Annotated in this window: 16 protein-coding genes; 10 read left to right on the forward strand and 6 right to left on the reverse strand. The window is 57.2% G+C overall.

Annotation, left to right across the window (positions count from 1 at the left end):
* Window positions 1–37 precede the first annotated feature (37 nt).
* Window positions 38–1198: a Do family serine endopeptidase AlgW gene (gene algW, locus GBC55_RS21045; RefSeq protein ID WP_162439266.1), complete on the reverse strand. Its 1161-nt coding sequence runs from the start codon at window positions 1196–1198 to the stop codon at window positions 38–40.
* 102 nt (window positions 1199–1300) lie between these two features.
* Here algW and GBC55_RS21050 point away from each other — a divergent pair, with 102 nt between their 5' ends.
* The 6 genes from GBC55_RS21050 (at window position 1301) to GBC55_RS21075 (ending at window position 7500) form a co-directional block, all read left to right on the forward strand.
* Window positions 1301–2059, forward strand: a complete 759-nt coding sequence (locus GBC55_RS21050) for a Nif3-like dinuclear metal center hexameric protein (protein WP_162439267.1) — start codon at window positions 1301–1303, stop codon at window positions 2057–2059.
* 239 nt (window positions 2060–2298) lie between these two features.
* The gene (gene cysD / locus GBC55_RS21055; RefSeq protein WP_162439268.1) at window positions 2299–3216 is read left to right on the forward strand and encodes a sulfate adenylyltransferase subunit CysD; all 918 of its coding nucleotides are present in this window, start codon (window positions 2299–2301) and stop codon (window positions 3214–3216) included.
* 9 nt (window positions 3217–3225) lie between these two features.
* Window positions 3226–5124 carry a sulfate adenylyltransferase subunit CysN gene (gene cysN, locus GBC55_RS21060; protein WP_162439269.1) on the forward strand — a complete coding sequence of 633 codons (1899 nt, stop codon included), beginning with the start codon at window positions 3226–3228 and terminating at the stop codon, window positions 5122–5124.
* Between the two features lie 457 nt (window positions 5125–5581).
* Window positions 5582–6139, forward strand: a complete 558-nt coding sequence (locus GBC55_RS21065; protein ID WP_162439270.1) for a hypothetical protein — start codon at window positions 5582–5584, stop codon at window positions 6137–6139.
* Window positions 6117–6647: a 2OG-Fe(II) oxygenase gene (locus GBC55_RS21070; protein ID WP_247266962.1), complete on the forward strand. Its 531-nt coding sequence runs from the start codon at window positions 6117–6119 to the stop codon at window positions 6645–6647. The genes GBC55_RS21065 and GBC55_RS21070 overlap by 23 nt, the downstream gene beginning before the upstream one ends.
* A 58-nt stretch (window positions 6648–6705) precedes the next feature.
* Window positions 6706–7500, forward strand: a complete 795-nt coding sequence (locus GBC55_RS21075) for a hypothetical protein (RefSeq protein ID WP_162439271.1) — start codon at window positions 6706–6708, stop codon at window positions 7498–7500.
* Between the two features lie 211 nt (window positions 7501–7711).
* Here the strand turns inward: GBC55_RS21075 and GBC55_RS21080 are convergent, their stop codons facing one another.
* The 3 genes from GBC55_RS21080 to GBC55_RS21090 are packed head-to-tail and all read right to left on the reverse strand — an operon-like array spanning window position 7712 to window position 11113.
* A complete protein-coding gene (locus tag GBC55_RS21080; protein ID WP_162439272.1) occupies window positions 7712–8617 on the reverse strand; it encodes an acyltransferase in 906 nt (301 codons plus the stop codon).
* A complete protein-coding gene (gene pta, locus GBC55_RS21085) occupies window positions 8618–10717 on the reverse strand; it encodes a phosphate acetyltransferase (protein WP_162439273.1) in 2100 nt (699 codons plus the stop codon). It lies immediately after the preceding gene.
* Window positions 10718–10774: 57 nt separating this feature from the next.
* The gene (locus tag GBC55_RS21090; RefSeq protein WP_162439274.1) at window positions 10775–11113 is read right to left on the reverse strand and encodes a DUF3565 domain-containing protein; all 339 of its coding nucleotides are present in this window, start codon (window positions 11111–11113) and stop codon (window positions 10775–10777) included.
* On the opposite strand from GBC55_RS21090, the gene GBC55_RS21095 reads away from it, so the two are divergent.
* From GBC55_RS21095 to GBC55_RS21105, 3 genes are all read left to right on the forward strand, one after another.
* Window positions 11082–11567 carry a peptidylprolyl isomerase gene (locus GBC55_RS21095; RefSeq protein ID WP_045061434.1) on the forward strand — a complete coding sequence of 162 codons (486 nt, stop codon included), beginning with the start codon at window positions 11082–11084 and terminating at the stop codon, window positions 11565–11567. The two genes, GBC55_RS21090 and GBC55_RS21095, sit on opposite strands and share 32 nt — an antisense overlap.
* A 123-nt stretch (window positions 11568–11690) precedes the next feature.
* The gene (locus tag GBC55_RS21100; RefSeq protein ID WP_162439275.1) at window positions 11691–12173 is read left to right on the forward strand and encodes a glutathione peroxidase; all 483 of its coding nucleotides are present in this window, start codon (window positions 11691–11693) and stop codon (window positions 12171–12173) included.
* A 186-nt stretch (window positions 12174–12359) separates the two neighbouring features.
* On the forward strand, window positions 12360–13463 hold the full coding sequence (locus GBC55_RS21105; RefSeq protein WP_162439276.1) for an NADH:flavin oxidoreductase: 1104 nt from the start codon (window positions 12360–12362) through the stop codon (window positions 13461–13463).
* 135 nt (window positions 13464–13598) lie between these two features.
* Here the strand turns inward: GBC55_RS21105 and GBC55_RS21110 are convergent, their stop codons facing one another.
* Window positions 13599–14798, reverse strand: coding sequence for a glycosyltransferase family 1 protein (locus GBC55_RS21110; RefSeq protein WP_162439277.1), 1200 nt, complete (start codon window positions 14796–14798; stop codon window positions 13599–13601).
* Between the two features lie 40 nt (window positions 14799–14838).
* Complete coding sequence (gene cysZ, locus GBC55_RS21115; protein ID WP_162439278.1) at window positions 14839–15591, reverse strand: sulfate transporter CysZ; 753 nt, start codon at window positions 15589–15591, stop codon at window positions 14839–14841.
* A gap of 315 nt (window positions 15592–15906) precedes the next feature.
* Between cysZ and trxB the strand changes: the two genes are divergently transcribed.
* Complete coding sequence (trxB, locus tag GBC55_RS21120; protein WP_162439279.1) at window positions 15907–16869, forward strand: thioredoxin-disulfide reductase; 963 nt, start codon at window positions 15907–15909, stop codon at window positions 16867–16869.
* The last annotated feature ends 76 nt before the right edge of the window (window positions 16870–16945 follow it).

The following is a 16945-nucleotide window of genomic DNA, read 5'->3' on the forward strand; positions in this document are numbered from 1 at the left end:
AATGTCTGCCGTTAACCCGAGTGTCTCGGGTTAGTGCTTACTCTTCTTCTTTTTCTTTGACCGGGGCCGGGGGTGGGCGCAGGCCGATCTCGGCGGTGAGCTTCAACTCCTTGCCGTTACGCATCACTTGAATCGACACCTTGTCCGTCGGTTTGATCCGCGCCACCTGGTTCATCGAACGACGGCCATCTCCAGCCGGTTCGCCGTCGATGGCGAGGATCACATCACCCAATTGCAGGCCGGCCTTCTGCGCCGGGCCGTCACGGAAGATCCCCGCGACCACGATGCCCGGACGCCCCGACAGACCAAACGACTCCGCCAGTTCCTGAGTCAATGGCTGCACTTCAATCCCGAGCCAGCCACGAATCACCTGGCCGTGCTCGATGATCGACTTCATCACCTCCATGGCCAGCTTGACCGGAATCGCGAAGCCGATGCCCTGGGAGCCGCCGGACTTGGAGAAAATCGCCGTGTTGATGCCCGTCAGGTTGCCGTTGGCATCCACCAGCGCGCCGCCGGAGTTACCCGGGTTGATCGCGGCGTCGGTCTGGATGAAGTCTTCGTAGTTGTTCAAGCCCAGCTGATTACGTCCAGTGGCGCTGATGATGCCCATGGTCACGGTCTGGCCGACGCCGAACGGGTTGCCGATGGCCAGTGCGACGTCGCCGATGCGGATATTGTCGGAGCGGCCGATGGTGATCGACGGCAGGTTTTTCAAATCGATTTTCAACACCGCAAGGTCGGTTTCCGGATCGCTGCCGATGACGCGTGCGAGGGTTTCACGGCCGTCCTTGAGTGCGACCACAATCTGATCGGCGCCACTGGTCACGTGGTTGTTGGTCAGAATGTAGCCTTCCGGGCTCATCATCACGCCAGAGCCGAGGCTCGACTCCATGCGCTTCTGCTTGGGCGAGTTGTCGCCGAAAAAGCGGCGGAACTGCGGGTCCTCAAACAGCGGATGGTTCGGCTTGTTGATGACTTTGGTGGTGTACAGGTTGACCACCGCAGGCGCGGCGGTGGTCACGGCGTCTGCGTACGACACCGGGCCTTGTTGCACGCTGGTGGTTTGTGGCGCTTGCTGCAGGTTGACGTCGAGGCTTGGAAGCCCGACCCATTGCGGGTAACGCTGGATTATCAACAGAGCGATAAGCACGCCGGCCAACAGCGGCCAACCGGAAAAACGCAGCGCCTTGAGCATTAAGCACGTCCTGAAAGGTTGCAGGCGGTATGAGACCGCCCATAATGTCGCGCATTATACGAGGCCAAGCGCGCCTCTGAACGGGATATTTAGGAGTCTTTTATGGCCGTCGCCTTGAGCACCCTGGTCGAAGAAGCCGACCGCTACCTCGCCAGTGCAAAGATTGCCGATTATTGCCCTAACGGATTGCAGGTCGAGGGCCGGCCGCAAGTGATGCGCATCGTCAGTGGCGTCACTGCAAGCCAGGCATTACTGGATGCCGCCGTCGAAGCGCAGGCCGACCTGGTGCTGGTGCATCACGGTTATTTCTGGAAAGGCGAGAACCCGTGCATCACCGGCATGAAGCAGCGTCGTTTGAAGACCTTGCTCAAGCACGACATCAGCCTGCTGTCTTATCACCTGCCGCTGGACCTGCATCCGGATGTCGGCAATAACGTGCAGCTGGCTCATCAGTTGGACATCACGGTCGAAGGCCCGCTCGATCCAGGCAACCTCAAAATCGTCGGCCTGGTGGGTTCGCTGAATGAGCCGGTGACACCACGTGATTTCGCTCGTCGAGTTCAGGACGTCATGGGCCGCGAGCCGTTACTGATCGAAGGCAGCGCGATGATTCGCCGTGTGGGTTGGTGCACCGGTGGTGGGCAGGGCTATATCGATCAGGCGGTCCTGGCAGGTGTCGACCTTTACCTCAGTGGTGAAGCGTCCGAGCAAACCTTCCACAGTGCCCGTGAAAACGACATCAGTTTCATCGCCGCCGGTCACCACGCCACTGAGCGCTACGGCGTGCAAGCGCTGGGCGATTACCTGGCACGCCGTTTTGCCCTCGAGCACATCTTCATCGATTGCCCGAATCCGATCTGATTTGCGTAGCCCCGCTGCGATCTTTTGATCTTAAAATCAACGTCGAAAGATCGCAGCCTTCGGCAGCTCCTACAGGGGGCAGTCCCAACCACTCAGAGTAATCCACGCCCAAACGAGGGGGTATATTCATATACCCTTTCGATCTAGCTGGCGTCCTGATTAGAAGCAGTCGCTGTGCTAGCATTCCCCGCTCGAACACGGCCCGCTGGCCGTCCATAAGATCGTTTTCGTGAGTAGCCATGGTCGACAAACTGACGCATCTGAAACAGCTGGAGGCCGAAAGCATCCACATCATCCGCGAGGTCGCCGCCGAGTTCGATAACCCGGTGATGCTGTACTCCGTCGGTAAAGATTCCGCCGTGATGCTGCACCTTGCGCGCAAGGCGTTCTTCCCGGGCAAACTGCCGTTCCCGGTGATGCACGTCGACACCCGGTGGAAGTTCAAGGAGATGTACGCATTCCGCGATCGCATGGTCGAAGAGCTCGGCCTGGACCTGCTGGTGCACGTGAACCCCGATGGTGTTGCGCAGGGCATCAACCCGCTGACCCACGGTAGCGCAAAGCACACCGACATCATGAAAACCGAAGGCCTCAAGCAGGCTCTCGACAAGTACGGCTTCGACGCTGCTTTCGGTGGTGCCCGTCGTGACGAAGAGAAGTCTCGCGCCAAAGAGCGCGTGTATTCCTTCCGCGATACCAAGCACCGCTGGGACCCGAAGAACCAGCGTCCAGAACTGTGGAACGTCTACAACGGCAACGTCAACAAGGGTGAATCCATCCGTGTGTTCCCGTTGTCGAACTGGACCGAGCTGGACATCTGGCAGTACATCTACCTCGAAGGCATCCCGATCGTGCCGCTGTATTTCGCCGCCGAGCGCGACGTCATCGAGATGAATGGCACCTGGATCATGATCGACGACGAGCGCCTGCTCAATCACCTGAGCGACGAAGACAAGAAGCGTATCGTCAAGAAGAAAGTCCGTTTCCGCACACTGGGTGACTACCCGCTGACCGGTGCGGTCGAGTCCGAGGCCACCAGCCTGACCGACATCATTCAGGAAATGCTCCTGACGCGAACTTCCGAACGCCAGGGCCGGGTCATCGACCACGATGGCGCAGGCTCGATGGAAGAAAAGAAACGTCAGGGTTATTTCTAAGGGGTTGTCATGTCGCACGTATCTGATTTGATCAGCGAGGACATCCTCGCCTACCTGGGCCAGCACGAACGCAAGGAAATGCTGCGCTTTCTGACCTGTGGCAACGTCGATGACGGCAAGAGCACCCTGATCGGGCGCCTGCTGCACGACTCCAAGATGATCTACGAAGATCACCTGGAAGCCATCACCCGTGACTCGAAAAAAGTCGGCACCACTGGCGACGATATCGACCTGGCGTTGCTGGTCGACGGCCTGCAGGCCGAGCGGGAGCAGGGCATCACCATTGATGTCGCCTACCGCTACTTCTCCACCGCCAAACGCAAATTCATCATCGCCGACACCCCTGGCCATGAGCAGTACACCCGCAACATGGCCACGGGTGCGTCCACCTGTGACCTGGCGATCATCCTGATCGATGCCCGTTACGGCGTGCAGACTCAGACGCGTCGCCACAGTTTTATCGCCTCGTTGCTGGGTATCAAACACATCGTGATCGCCGTCAACAAGATGGACATCAATGGCTTTGATGAAACCGTCTTCGAGTCGATCAAGGCGGATTACCTGAAGTTCGCCGAAGGCATCGCCTTCAAGCCGACCACCATGGCGTTCGTGCCGATGTCGGCGCTCAAGGGCGACAACGTCGTGAACAAGTCCGAGCGCTCGCCGTGGTACACCGGCCAGTCGCTGATGGAAATTCTCGAGACCGTCGAAATCGCCAGCGACCGCAACTACACCGACCTGCGTTTCCCGGTGCAGTACGTCAACCGTCCGAACCTGAATTTCCGAGGTTTCGCCGGCACCCTGGCCAGCGGTGTCGTGCACAAGGGCGACGAAGTCGTTGTGCTGCCGTCAGGCAAAAGCAGCCGTGTGAAATCCATCGTCACCTTCGAAGGTGAGCTGGAACACGCAGGTCCAGGTCAGGCGGTGACGCTGACCATGGAAGACGAGATCGACATCTCCCGCGGCGATTTGCTGGTGCACGCCGATAACCTGCCGCAAGTGACCGACGCCTTCGACGCCATGCTGGTGTGGATGGCCGAAGAACCGATGCTGCCGGGCAAGAAATACGACATCAAGCGCGCCACGACGTACGTGCCGGGTTCGATCACCAGCATCGTCAACCGCGTTGATGTGAACACCCTTGAAGAAGGTCCGGCCAGCTCGTTGCAGCTGAACGAGATCGGTCGCGTCAAGATCAGCCTCGACGCCGCTATCGCGCTGGACGGTTACGCAAGCAACCGCACCACCGGTTCGTTCATCGTCATCGATCGCTTGACCAACGGTACTGTCGCCGCCGGCATGATCATCGCTCAGCCGTTGGCACATGGCAGCAGCACGCATCACGGCAAACTGGCTCACGTTGCCACCGAAGAGCGTGCCCAGCGCTTCGGCCAGCAGCCGGCCACCGTGCTGTTCAGCGGCTTGTCGGGCGCGGGCAAAAGCACCTTGGCTTATGCGGTTGAACGCAAGCTGTTCGACATGGGGCGTGCGGTGTTTGTGCTGGATGGCCAGAACCTGCGTCACGACCTGAACAAAGGTCTGCCACAGGATCGCGCCGGTCGTACCGAGAACTGGCGTCGTGCGGCGCACGTTGCGCGTCAGTTCAACGAAGCCGGCTTGCTGACGCTTGCTGCCTTCGTGGCACCGAGTGCCGAAGGTCGTGAGCAAGCCAAGGACCTGATCGGCAAGGAGCGTCTGCTGACGGTCTACGTCCAGGCCTCGCCGACGGTCTGTGCCGAGCGTGACCCACAAGGTCTGTACGCAGCGGCCGGGGATAACATCCCGGGCGAATCCTTCCCGTTCGACGTGCCGCTGGATGCCGACCTCGTGGTCGATACCCAAGCGCTGTCGCTGGAAGAAAGCGTCAAGCAAGTGCTGGATCTGCTGCGCCAGCGCGGCGCGATCTAAGCGTTAGCCGCTAATAAGAAACCCGCCGATGAGTGATCATCCGGCGGGTTTTTTTGTTTCGGATCAACTCGGGCAACTGTAGGAGTGAGCCTGCTCGCGATAGCGGTGGATCAGTCGACGTAAACTCTGAATGTACGACCGCTATCGCGAGCAGGCTCACTCCTACAGGAGATCAGTGTTTGCCTGGATATTCGCGATGCATCTGCTCCAGCAACGCATCCTTGTCTTCCCACAGCTGATTGATCAAGATCTGAAACGTAAAATTCAAGCGTACATATAAAAATGCTGTCCCTATTCGCTATCGGATCTGGACTACAAGAATATCGGAAATAGGTAAGTTTTTTACGTGCATTAAAAGGGGTAAGGTGTTCGCAACGAATAACGGAATCGATTGATCCATGTAATGCATGTGCGTGTGCGATTAACATCGCTGTATTAGCGCTTAGGGAGTAGTTGTATGCGAGTTAAGATGCGCGATATCCCAGCTGGCTATTTATCTGGTTTTTTTGAGAGTGTTTTTTTAATAGTTCTAATGATTGGCTTTTCTTTTTTTGCGTTTTTTCATCTAGATAAAGTGATGAAGATTCCCTCTCCGCCGAAAAAAACAATTCTCGAAAAGGCTTTTATATATAGGGATGTTTCGATGGTGTCAAAAACCACATCGAAGTTGTTTCTAACGGTTGGCACAGGTGGTCACGCGTATGATTATGTTATCGAAGCATCTACTCGTGATATTCAGTTTTTGGATTTTAACAAGTCTCGAATGCTTTGGGTTGCGGTAGAGGCGGATAGACGCAGGCGATTTGTTTGGGCGATATATGATGATGGGCTAGGGCTGTTAATAAGTCGTCAGGAAATTTTGGCGTGGATGCAATACAGGAATACTGTTAACTATTCTGTAGTTGCTGTATCGGGTATAGGCACTCTGTGCCTATTTTATTTAGTATTTAGATATGGTTTTTGGAATAGGCTTTTAGCGAAAAGGATGGCGCGTGAAAATCGAAGAGATGGATAATAAGATATTTGTAATTGACGATTTCTTAACTAAAAGTGAAGAGGAAAATATCAATATTCAGCTGAAAGGAGCCATTTGGAGGTACAACTGGCCAAACTATGAAAAGCTCCCTTTCGTTAGACCCTGTTGGCATGTATTTATTGCTGGTAACGGTCGCCCTGACGGTCTGTCCTGTTTCGAGGAACTGAGAAGTAACAAGCCATGGAGTTTTCTAGTTGGTTTTTGGGAGAGGTTGTCAAAGCTCCATTGTTTTAATATTACGCTGCTGGGTGTTTATGGGAATGGGCAGACGTTTGGTCAGGATACCATTATTCACAGGGATAATAAAAAACATTCAGGGCTGACGGTAATTGTTTTTTGTAATGAGCATTGGCCGACTTCTTGGGGTGGGGAATTGGTTTTTTATGATGATAAAAAAGAAAATATCATCAAGGCTGTACTGCCAAAATCACGGCGAGTAGTGATTTTCGATGGGCGTATCCACATGCTGCAAGATCCCCTTCTGTGAAGTGTGACCAAGTACGAATGACGCTTGCATTTAAAACTGTGATCAAGGAGTAATAACTATGGCAGGGAAGGCCGAAATATTTGTGGGTGTTATTAACGACGGTGTCACCGTCGGGTCGGGAGCCACAGCAGTATCAGATCAGTTTCTGGTTAATGGGTCTGGGATGGTGTTGTTGAATCAATCGGCTCAAACAGGTGCAGTGATAGCGAGTGTGACATCTGTTACAAAATTGGCAGGGCCTTATGTTCCGATTGTAAGCATGCCGGCCAACATTGTTGCAGGAACAATTACCTTTCTGAAGATAGGAATAGACTTCAGGGATGGTGCTGAAATCAAGACGGGTGATATTGTGAGCCTTGTCGGAAATGTAGCAGGTGTGATTGCTACTATGGCAATATTAGGGGGGGCAGCACCTGCACTTGTCGCTGGATTAGGTGTTGTGACTATAATTGCAGGGCTGTATTCAATTGTGGAGTCCGACACGTTTAAGAATATCACAGCAAACGCCGCAAAATTCTTTGAAGGGGCAGTGTTGGATAGCTATCTTGACTATGTCTGCGCGCCTGATATGCAGATTGTGCATCGTAATACGTTGCGAGATGCATATGGTGATAAAATGCTTTCTTGTAATTGGATCTCTGAAACAGGGGAGCTAATGCTTTCCGGTGTAGCTGTTCCCACTGATAACATTGGAGGTGGTGGACTGTATGTGCCAGTAGTTCCTGTTTTGCCGATAACGCCGCCTGATATTGTCCCGGTAGTAACGATTGGACCGCTTGAAATTGATGATGGGTCAGGCGATAACGGTGATGAGTATGGTTGCTGCTCGAGCGGAAGCGACGGTTATATTTAGCAACTTGTATGTTTAAGTTGTTCGTTCATAGAATTTGCTCACCCGATAGACAGGTGGGACTAGAAAACGCCCGATGAAGCTCCCGGCGTTTTTCGTCCTGGTCCAACTCCGTCAACGGAGGGAGCCAGCCTGCTGGCGATTGCGGTGATTCAGTCGACAAATCTGCTGAATGTGAATCCGCTATCGCCAGCGGGCTGGCTCCCACAGGAAATCAGTGTTTGCCTGGATACTCGCGATGCATCAGCTCCAGCAACGCATCCTTGTCTTCCCACAGCTGATTGATCCAGCCCTGGAACTGCAATCGGTACTCTCCATCCTGGTCGTAATTCTTGCCAATGAACTGCGGCGGAATCTTCAGCTCCTGAAAATGCACCACCACGTCCTTGACGTTCCCGCACAACAGATCCCAATACCCCGGACGACCGCCCGGATAGTGAATGGTCACATTGACGATGGATTCGAGCTGCTCACCCATCGCATCGAGTACGAAGGCAATACCACCGGCCTTGGGCTTGAGCAGGTACTTGAACGGTGACTTCTGTTGCGCATGCTTGCCTTCGGTGAAGCGCGTGCCTTCGACAAAGTTGAAAATGCCCACCGGGTTATTACGAAACTTGTCGCAGGTCTTGCGGGTGGTTTCCAGGTCTTTGCCCTTCTTCTCCGGGTGCTTTTCCAGGTACGCCTTGGAGTAGCGCTTCATGAACGGAAAGCCCAGGGTCCACCACGCCAGACCAATCACCGGCACCCAAATCAGCTCTTGCTTGAGAAAGAACTTCAGCGGCTGGATGCGACGGTTGAGCACGTACTGCAGCACCATGATGTCGACCCAGCTCTGGTGGTTGCTGGTGATCAGATACGAATGCTGATAGTCCAGCCCCTCAAGGCCACTCAGGTGCCAGCGAGTGCGGCAGACGAGGTTCATCCAGGCCTTGTTGTTGCTGATCCAGGCTTCGTGCGTATGGCTCATCAGCCAGCGCGTGAATCGCTGGGTCAAGGCGAAAGGCAGTGCCTTGAAGATCGCCACACAGAACAGGAATGAGCAGAGCAAAATGGTATTGAGTGCCAGCAGTATCGATGCAATCACACCGCGCACGGCGGCAGGCAGGAAATCCAGCATTTAAAGATCCATAGGTCGGTTGGCAGCTTGGATCGCGGTCAACGCGATGGTGTACACAATGTCATCGACTTGCGCGCCGCGTGGCAGGTCGTTCACCGGTTTGCGCAGGCCTTGCAGCATCGGGCCGAGACTGACGCAATCGGCACTGCGCTGCACGGCTTTGTGCGTGGTGTTGCCGGTGTTCAGGTCGGGGAACACGAACACCGTGGCACGACCGGCCACCTGGCTGTTCGGCGCCAGTTGCCGGGCCACGGTTTCGTTGGCGGCGGCGTCGTACTGCAACGGGCCGTCGATCAGTAGAGAATGCTGCTGCTCGTGGGCAAGCAACGTCGCTTCGCGCACCTTCTCGACTTCTTCACCGCTGGCTGATTCGCCACTGGAGTAGCTGATCATGGCTACCCGTGGCGTAATGCCGAACGCGGCCGCCGAGTCAGCACTTTGCAGCGCGATTTCGGCCAGTTCGCTGGCACTCGGATGCGGGTTCATCACGCAATCGCCGTACACCAGCACTTCTTCCGGGAACAGCATGAAGAACACCGACGACACCAGCGTGCAGCCCGGTGCGGTCTTGATCAACTGCAAGGCCGGGCGGATGGTGTTGGCGGTGGAGTGAATGACGCCAGAGACGAGGCCATCGACTTCATCCAGCGCGAGCATCATGGTGCCGATAACCACAGTGTCTTCCAGCTGCTGCTCGGCCATCGGTGCATTGAGGCTTTTGCTTTTGCGCAGTGCGACCATCGGTTCGACGTAGCGCTCGCGGATCAGGTCCGGGTCGAGAATTTCCAGTCCCGGCGGCAGCTCGATGCCTTGCGCGCGAGCCACCGCTTCGACGTCCTCGGGTTTGGCCAGCAGTACGCAGCGGGCAATCCCGCGTGCCTGACAAATCGCCGCCGCCTGGACGGTCAACGGCTCGCTGCCTTCGGGCAGGACGATACGTTTGTTGGCCGCCTGGGCCCGCTGGATCAATTGATAACGGAATACGGCAGGCGACAGGCGCATTTCCCGTGGCGTGCCGCAGCGCTGGTGCAGCCAGTTGGCGTCGAGGTGGCTGGCGACGAAATCGGTGATGATCTCCGCGCGCTCACGGTCGTCAATCGGGATTTCCTTGTTCAATCCGTTCAGCTGGTTGGCGGTGTCGTAGGAACCGGTGCTCACCGACAGCACTGGCAAACCAGCCTGCAGCGCGCCCCGGCACAAGTCCATGATGCGCGGATCGGGCAGGGTATCGCTGGTCAGCAGCAGGCCGGCTAATGGTACGCCGTTCATGGCGGCGAGGCTGACAGCGAGAATGATGTCGTCGCGATCGCCTGGGGTCACCACCAGTACACCGGGCTTGAGCAGCTCCACGGTGTTGCGCATGGTGCGGGCGCAGATAATGATTTTGGTCATGCGCCGGGTTTCGTAATCGCCGGCATTGAGAATCTGTGCGCCCATCAGGTCGGCGACGTCGCGGGTACGCGGTGCATTCAGTTCCGGCTGGAACGGGATGCAGCCCAGCAGACGGAAATCGCCGCTGCGCAGCAACGGCGAGTGTTCTTTCAGGCGCGAGGCGAAGACGTCCATGCTTTCGTCAGTCTTGACCTTGTTGAGGATCACGCCGAGGACTTTCGGGTCCTTCGGACCGCCGAACAATTGCGCCTGCAATTCGACGCGACCGGACAGTTCGGTCAGCACCTCGTTTTCCGGCGCCGACACCAGGATCACATCAGCGTCCAGGCTCTTGGCCAGGTGCAGATTCACCCGCGCGGCGTAGCTGGCGCTGCGGGTTGGCACCATGCCTTCGACGATCAGCACGTCCTTGCCGATAGCGGCCTGCTGGTAGAGGGTGATGATTTCTTCGAGCAATTCGTCGAGCTGACCATCGCCCAGCATCCGCTCGACGTGCGCCAGACCCAGTGGTTGAGGCGGTTTCAGACCGTGGGTACGCGCCACCAGTTCGGTGGAGCGTTCCGGTCCTGTATCACCAGGGTGCGGCTGGGCAATCGGTTTGAAAAAGCCGACCTTGAGACCGGCGCGCTCGAGCGTTCGCACCAGCCCGAGGCTGATGGAGGTCAGACCCACGCCAAAATCGGTGGGGGCGATAAAAAAAGTTTGCATGCGGATTCTCTAAGGGAGCGCAGGGGTGACCCTCTATATCTGACGGTCTACCGAAATTCAGTCGCCAAGGTTATCGCTAACCGAGCCCTGTGCGCACCAACCACAATCAAAGGGTTGGCCTATTTTTTCATTACGCAGCGATGGGTCCATGACCCAGGCCCGGGATTGCCACGGCGGCTGGTGACGCAGGTGCTGGGTATGACCGCAGGAAAGCTCGGCCACCCAGTGGCCGTCCTCGTCCTGATGGAAACCTGTGACCGTAGAGTTCTGTGCTGCCATCCGTCTGTCCGGGTTGTGTTCGCTTTCGGGCGATTGCTTCGCTAAACTTGGTCTTTCTATATTCTTATGCAAAAGGTCTCGCCCCATGCTGATCGCCGCCAATAAGGCTGTCTCCATCGACTATACCCTGACCAACGACGCTGGTGAGGTCATCGACAGCTCCGCCGGCGGCGCGCCGCTGGTTTACCTGCAAGGCGCAGGTAACATCATCCCGGGCCTGGAAAAGGCACTGGAAGGTAAAGCCGTTGGTGATGAACTGACTGTTGCCGTAGAACCGGAAGATGCCTACGGCGAATACGCTGCCGAACTGGTCAGCACCCTGAGCCGCAGCATGTTCGAAGGCGTTGATGAGCTGGAAGTGGGCATGCAGTTCCACGCTTCCGCTCCGGACGGCCAAATGCAGATCGTGACCATCCGCGACCTGGACGGCGACGACGTCACTGTCGACGGCAACCACCCGTTGGCCGGTCAGCGCTTGAATTTCCAGGTCAAGATCATCGACATCCGTGATGCGAGCCAGGAAGAAGTCGCTCATGGCCACGTCCATGGCGAAGGTGGCCATCACCACTGATTTTCTGCGCTAAGCTCAGAGAACTGGAGAGGCGCCCGAGGGCGCCTTTTTTAGTCCGCGGTTGTCCATGGCAGCGCCGCCAGGTGGCTGTTTCGAGCAGAACACGGGAATTTGGAGTTCGTCATGAGTGCTTTTCACGACCTTAAATTGACAGCCCTGGATGGTCAGGAGCTACCTCTGGCGCCTTTCAAAGGGCGCGTCGTGCTGGTGGTCAATGTTGCCTCCAAATGTGGCCTGACCCCGCAATACGCGGCGCTGGAAAACCTTTACCAGCAATTCAAGGACAAAGGCTTCAGCGTACTGGGCCTGCCGTGCAACCAGTTTGCCGGACAGGAACCGGGTACCGAGCAAGAGATCCAGGATTTCTGCAGCCTGAACTATGGCGTGACCTTTCCGTTGTCCAGCAAGCTGGAAGTCAACGGGCATGATCGTCATCAGTTGTATCGTCTGCTGGCAGGCGAGGGTGCCGAATTCCCGGGCGACATCACCTGGAATTTCGAGAAGTTCCTGCTGGGCAAGGACGGCCGTGTGTTGGCCCGGTTTTCGCCGCGCACGGCGCCGGACGATCCGACGATCGTTCACGCGATTGAAAAAGCGCTGAGCTAGAAGATCAAAAGATCGCAGCCTGCGGCAGCTTCTACGGGGATACGCATTCCATGGTAGGAGCTGGCGCAGGCTGCGATCTTTTGTTTCTGCCTTTTGACTCTAAATCACCAAAATCAATAATACTTCCCATCCCATTGCGCCCTCCATATTATAGCCGTCATAAAGTCTATCCCGTGGAGCGTTCCCATGCCTGTAAAAGCCCTGTTCAAACCGTTCCACCTCGGCACCCTCGAATTGCCGACCCGCGTCGTCATGGCCCCCATGACCCGCTCGTTCTCGCCGGGTGGCGTGCCTAATTCCAAAGTCATCGAATACTACCGTCGTCGCGCGGCGGCGGGCGTGGGCCTGATCATCACCGAAGGCACCACCGTCGGCCACAAGGCCTCCAACGGCTACCCGAACGTGCCGCATTTCTACGGCGAGTCGGCGTTGGCGGGCTGGAAGAAAGTGGTCGATGCGGTGCACGCAGAAGGCGGCAAGATCGTTCCGCAACTGTGGCACGTCGGCAGCGTTCGTCGTATCGGTACCGAGCCGGACGCCAGCGTGCCGGGTTATGGCCCGTCGGAAAAATTGAAAGACGGCCAGCTCGTGGTCCACGGCATGACCAAGCAGGACATCCAGGACGTCATCGCCGCCTTTGCCCAGGCCGCGAAAGACGCGCAGAGCATCGGTATGGACGGCGTGGAAATTCACGGTGCCCATGGCTACCTGGTCGACCAGTTCTTCTGGGAAGGCAGCAACCAGCGCACTGATGAATACGGCGGCAGCCTGGCCAACCGTTCGCGTTTCGCCATCGAATTGATCCAGGCCGTGCGCGCCGCAGTGGGTGAAGGTTTCCCGATCATCTTCCGTTTCTCGCAATGGAAACAGCAGGATTACACCGCGCGTCTGGTGCAAACCCCGGAAGCGCTGGGTGAGTTCCTCCAGCCGTTGTCTGACGCGGGTGTGGATATTTTCCACTGCTCGACACGTCGTTTCTGGGAGCCGGAGTTCGACGGTTCGGAACTGAACCTCGCGGGCTGGACACGCAAGCTCACTGGCAAACCGACCATCACCGTGGGCAGCGTCGGCCTGGACGGCGAGTTCCTGCAGTTCATGGTCAACACCGACAAGATCGCGCAGCCGGCCAGCCTGGAAAAACTGCTGGAGCGTTTGAACAACGATGAGTTCGATCTGGTAGCGGTGGGTCGTGCGCTGCTGGTCGATCCGGACTGGGCGCAAAAAGTACGCGACGGTCGTGAAGAAGACATCCTGCCGTTCAGCCGTGAGGCGTTGATGACGCTGGTTTAAGTCGCATTTGAGCTGACACCATCGCTGGCAAGCCAGCTCCCACAGGGTTTTGTGCCGGTCACATAACGTGTGAACATCCCGGAACACTGTGGGAGCGGGCTTGCCCGCGATGGCGGCGTCGAGGTCTACAAAAAATCAAGGTACTGTCGGTGCATTCGGCACCACCAACTCCCCCACACAAGCCCCCCGCAACTGCCCTTCGAACTGCTCGATAATCGCCGGCCAACCCTGTCGACTGGCGTGCTGTCGCGCATTCAATCGAACGCAGCGCAGGGTTTCGCGCTCCTCCAGCAACCACGCCGCCGCATCGCAAAATGCATCCTCATCCCCTGGCATCGCCAGCACACCGTTGTAGCCATGACGAATATGTTGCGCCGCTGCGGCCTGATCGTATGCCACTACGCCCAGTCCCGAAGCGAGCGCCTCCAGCACCACGTTGCCAAACGTCTCGGTCAGGCTGGGGAACAGAAATACATCCCCCGACGCATAGTGACTGGCCAGCGCTTCACCGCGTTGTGCGCCGCAGAAGATCGCTTCGGGTAATTCCTTTTCCAGCGCCACACGCTGGGGCCCGTCGCCAATCACGATCAGTTTGAGATTCCTCTGTGGATAACTTGCCTTCAGCGTGTCGAAACAGCGTTTGAGCAGACCCAGATTCTTCTCGGGCGCCAGACGGCCGACATGGATCACGGCGATGTCGCGCTCGGCCAGTCCCCACTGTTCGCGTAACGCTGTCAGCCGTTTGGTGGGATGGAACAATTGGCTGTCGACCCCACGAGACAACAACGCCAGGCGCTCGAAATGCCGACGCTCCAGCTCCAGCCGCTGGCTCACACTGGGCACCAGGGTCAGGTTCGAGCGGTTATGAAACCAGCGCAGGTAATGAGTCAGCAACCGCGTCAACAGTCCAAATCCATACTGGCTGGAATACTGCTGAAAGTTGGTGTGAAAACCACTCACCACCGAAATGCCCAGACGCCGCGCAGCGCGCAATGCAGAGAGTCCGAGCGGTCCTTCGGTAGCGATGTAGAGCACGTCCGGCCGATGACGTTTCCAGCGGCGCAGCAACTTGTGCATCGACGACTGTCCCCACTGCAAACCCGGATAACCCGGCAAAGGCCAGCCCCGGCACAACAGAAGATCATCGTTGCTGCCGGTTTGCCGGTCACAACCCTGCCGGGGCCGCACCAGCTCCACTTGATGCCCGCGCGCGCGCAAACCGTCGCACAGACGGCCAAGGGTATTGGCCACGCCGTTTATTTCGGGAGGGAACGTTTCGGTGATCAGGGTGATATGCAGAGCTGTCGTCATGGCCTCAGTGTCGGCTGAGGCCATGTCGTCGTCATGACGGTGTGATGATGGATTTGTGACGGGATCAGCGTTGGGTCACCAGGTTTTCCGCGCCGCGTTCTCGCACCCAGAACAGGGTCGCGCCGGCCACGGCGGCCGGCATCATCAGAATGTTGACTACCGGAATCAGCAACACCAGATAAACACTGCCGCCGAAGCTCATGCTCTGCCAGCGTTTCTGGCGCAGCCAGGCGAGCATCTCGTTCCAGCCGAGCTTGTGGTTGTCCGCCGGGTAGTCGATGTACTGGATCGCCATCATCCACACCCCGAACAACAGCCACAGTGGCGCGGCAATAATGTTCACCACGGGGATAAACGACAGGATGAACAACCCGATTGCCCGCGGAAGAAAATAACCGAGCTTGCGCATTTCCCGAGCCAGGGTGCGCGGAATCATGGCAATCAGTTCGCCCCAGCTGAACGCCGGGAAGTCATCAGTGCCGCGCACCACCACTTCAACCTTCTCCGCGAGAAAGCCGTTGAAGGGGGCGGCAATGATGTTAGCCAGCATGGTGAAGGTAAAAAACACCATCAGCACCACCAGCACGACAAAGAGCGGCCACAGGACATAGCTTAGAAAACTCAGCCACTCGGGCAGGGACGGCATCAGCGTATCGACCCACAGGCTGAATTGATGGCTGGCCAGATAGATCAATCCGACGAACAGCACCAGGTTGATCACCAGGGGTAGCAACACAAACAAACGCAGACTCGGGCTCAGGACCAGCTTGAGGCCTTCGCGCAGGTATTGCGGGCCGGACAGAACGGGGGCGGGCATATCGTGCTCCGAGCAAAGGGAAAACGCGCCGACCTTACCGGCTTTGCCCAAGAGGCGAAAGCGCGGCAGCGACATCGACATCAACTGTAACAAAGGCGCCTGAATATGCGCGGCGATGGCATAGAGACCACCTATGAGCTGGATTGTTAATCCGTATTTCCTTAATCTTCGCCCCCTCGATACGCTGCACCCATTCTTTTTTCAGGACTGTCGAGTTCAAGCCTTCCCCAAGTGCTTTCAACGGTCCTTTTTTATTCCCGCCGGCAACCCGGCGTTCCGCGCCAGATGTTTCGGCCCGGTCAACAGGAGCAGGTCATGTCTGAAGTCCGTCATTCGCGAGTGATTATTCTCGGTTCCGGCCCTGCCGGTTACAGCGCTGCGGTCTATGCCGCCCGTGCCAACCTCAAGCCACTGCTGATCACCGGCATGCAAGCCGGCGGTCAACTGACCACCACCACTGAAGTCGATAACTGGCCGGGCGACGTCCACGGCCTGACCGGCCCGGCGCTGATGGAACGCATGAAAGAGCACGCCGAGCGCTTTGAAACCGAGATCGTTTTCGATCACATCAATGCCGTCGACTTCGCTTCCAAGCCTTACAGCCTGACTGGCGACAGCGCCACCTACACCTGCGACGCGCTGATCATCGCGACCGGCGCCAGCGCTCGTTACCTGGGCCTGCCGTCGGAAGAAGCGTTCATGGGCAAAGGCGTTTCGGCCTGCGCGACCTGCGACGGTTTCTTCTATCGCAACAAGCCAGTGGCTGTGGTCGGCGGCGGCAACACCGCTGTTGAAGAAGCCCTGTACCTGGCCAACATCGCCAGCACCGTGACCCTGATCCACCGTCGTGAAACCTTCCGCGCCGAGAAGATCCTGATCGACAAGCTGAATGCACGCGTGGCTGAAGGCAAGATCATCCTGAAGCTGAATTCGAACCTGGACGAAGTTCTGGGTGACAACATGGGCGTGACCGGTGCTCGCCTGAAGAACAACGACGGCAGCTTCGACGAGCTGAAAGTCGACGGCGTGTTCATCGCCATCGGCCACACCCCGAACACTTCGTTGTTCGAAGGTCAGCTGACGTTGAAAGACGGCTACCTGGTCGTGCACGGCGGCCGTGAAGGCAATGCGACTGCCACTAACCTCGAAGGTATCTTCGCGGCCGGTGACGTGGCTGACCACGTTTACCGCCAGGCCATCACCTCCGCTGGTGCCGGCTGCATGGCGGCACTGGATGCCGAGCGTTACCTGGACGATCTGCAGAACGCCAAGTTCTGAAATCGTTGAAATGAAAAAACCGGCCTCGGCCGGTTTTTTTCTGTCCACAAATTACCCTGTACCCACTGGCGAATCT

The sequence above is a fragment of the Pseudomonas sp. TNT3 genome (genome assembly GCF_010095445.2).
In the GTDB taxonomy this organism is placed as follows: domain Bacteria; phylum Pseudomonadota; class Gammaproteobacteria; order Pseudomonadales; family Pseudomonadaceae; genus Aquipseudomonas.

Excerpts from the sequence above, each read along its gene's own strand:
- cysD (WP_162439268.1), top strand. The coding sequence starts at position 2,299 with ATGGTCGACAAACTGACGCATCTGAAACAGCTGGAGGCCGAAAGCATC.
- GBC55_RS21075 (WP_162439271.1), top strand. The coding sequence starts at position 6,706 with ATGGCAGGGAAGGCCGAAATATTTGTGGGTGTTATTAACGACGGTGTC.
- GBC55_RS21080 (WP_162439272.1), bottom strand. The coding sequence starts at position 8,617 with ATGCTGGATTTCCTGCCTGCCGCCGTGCGCGGTGTGATTGCATCGATA.
- GBC55_RS21050 (WP_162439267.1), top strand. The coding sequence starts at position 1,301 with ATGGCCGTCGCCTTGAGCACCCTGGTCGAAGAAGCCGACCGCTACCTC.
- trxB (WP_162439279.1), top strand. The coding sequence starts at position 15,907 with ATGTCTGAAGTCCGTCATTCGCGAGTGATTATTCTCGGTTCCGGCCCT.
- GBC55_RS21110 (WP_162439277.1), bottom strand. The coding sequence starts at position 14,798 with ATGGCCTCAGCCGACACTGAGGCCATGACGACAGCTCTGCATATCACC.
- GBC55_RS21095 (WP_045061434.1), top strand. The coding sequence starts at position 11,082 with ATGCTGATCGCCGCCAATAAGGCTGTCTCCATCGACTATACCCTGACC.
- GBC55_RS21100 (WP_162439275.1), top strand. The coding sequence starts at position 11,691 with ATGAGTGCTTTTCACGACCTTAAATTGACAGCCCTGGATGGTCAGGAG.
- GBC55_RS21065 (WP_162439270.1), top strand. The coding sequence starts at position 5,582 with ATGCGAGTTAAGATGCGCGATATCCCAGCTGGCTATTTATCTGGTTTT.
- cysN (WP_162439269.1), top strand. The coding sequence starts at position 3,226 with ATGTCGCACGTATCTGATTTGATCAGCGAGGACATCCTCGCCTACCTG.
- GBC55_RS21090 (WP_162439274.1), bottom strand. The coding sequence starts at position 11,113 with ATGGAGACAGCCTTATTGGCGGCGATCAGCATGGGGCGAGACCTTTTG.
- pta (WP_162439273.1), bottom strand. The coding sequence starts at position 10,717 with ATGCAAACTTTTTTTATCGCCCCCACCGATTTTGGCGTGGGTCTGACC.
- algW (WP_162439266.1), bottom strand. The coding sequence starts at position 1,198 with ATGCTCAAGGCGCTGCGTTTTTCCGGTTGGCCGCTGTTGGCCGGCGTG.
- GBC55_RS21105 (WP_162439276.1), top strand. The coding sequence starts at position 12,360 with ATGCCTGTAAAAGCCCTGTTCAAACCGTTCCACCTCGGCACCCTCGAA.
- cysZ (WP_162439278.1), bottom strand. The coding sequence starts at position 15,591 with ATGCCCGCCCCCGTTCTGTCCGGCCCGCAATACCTGCGCGAAGGCCTC.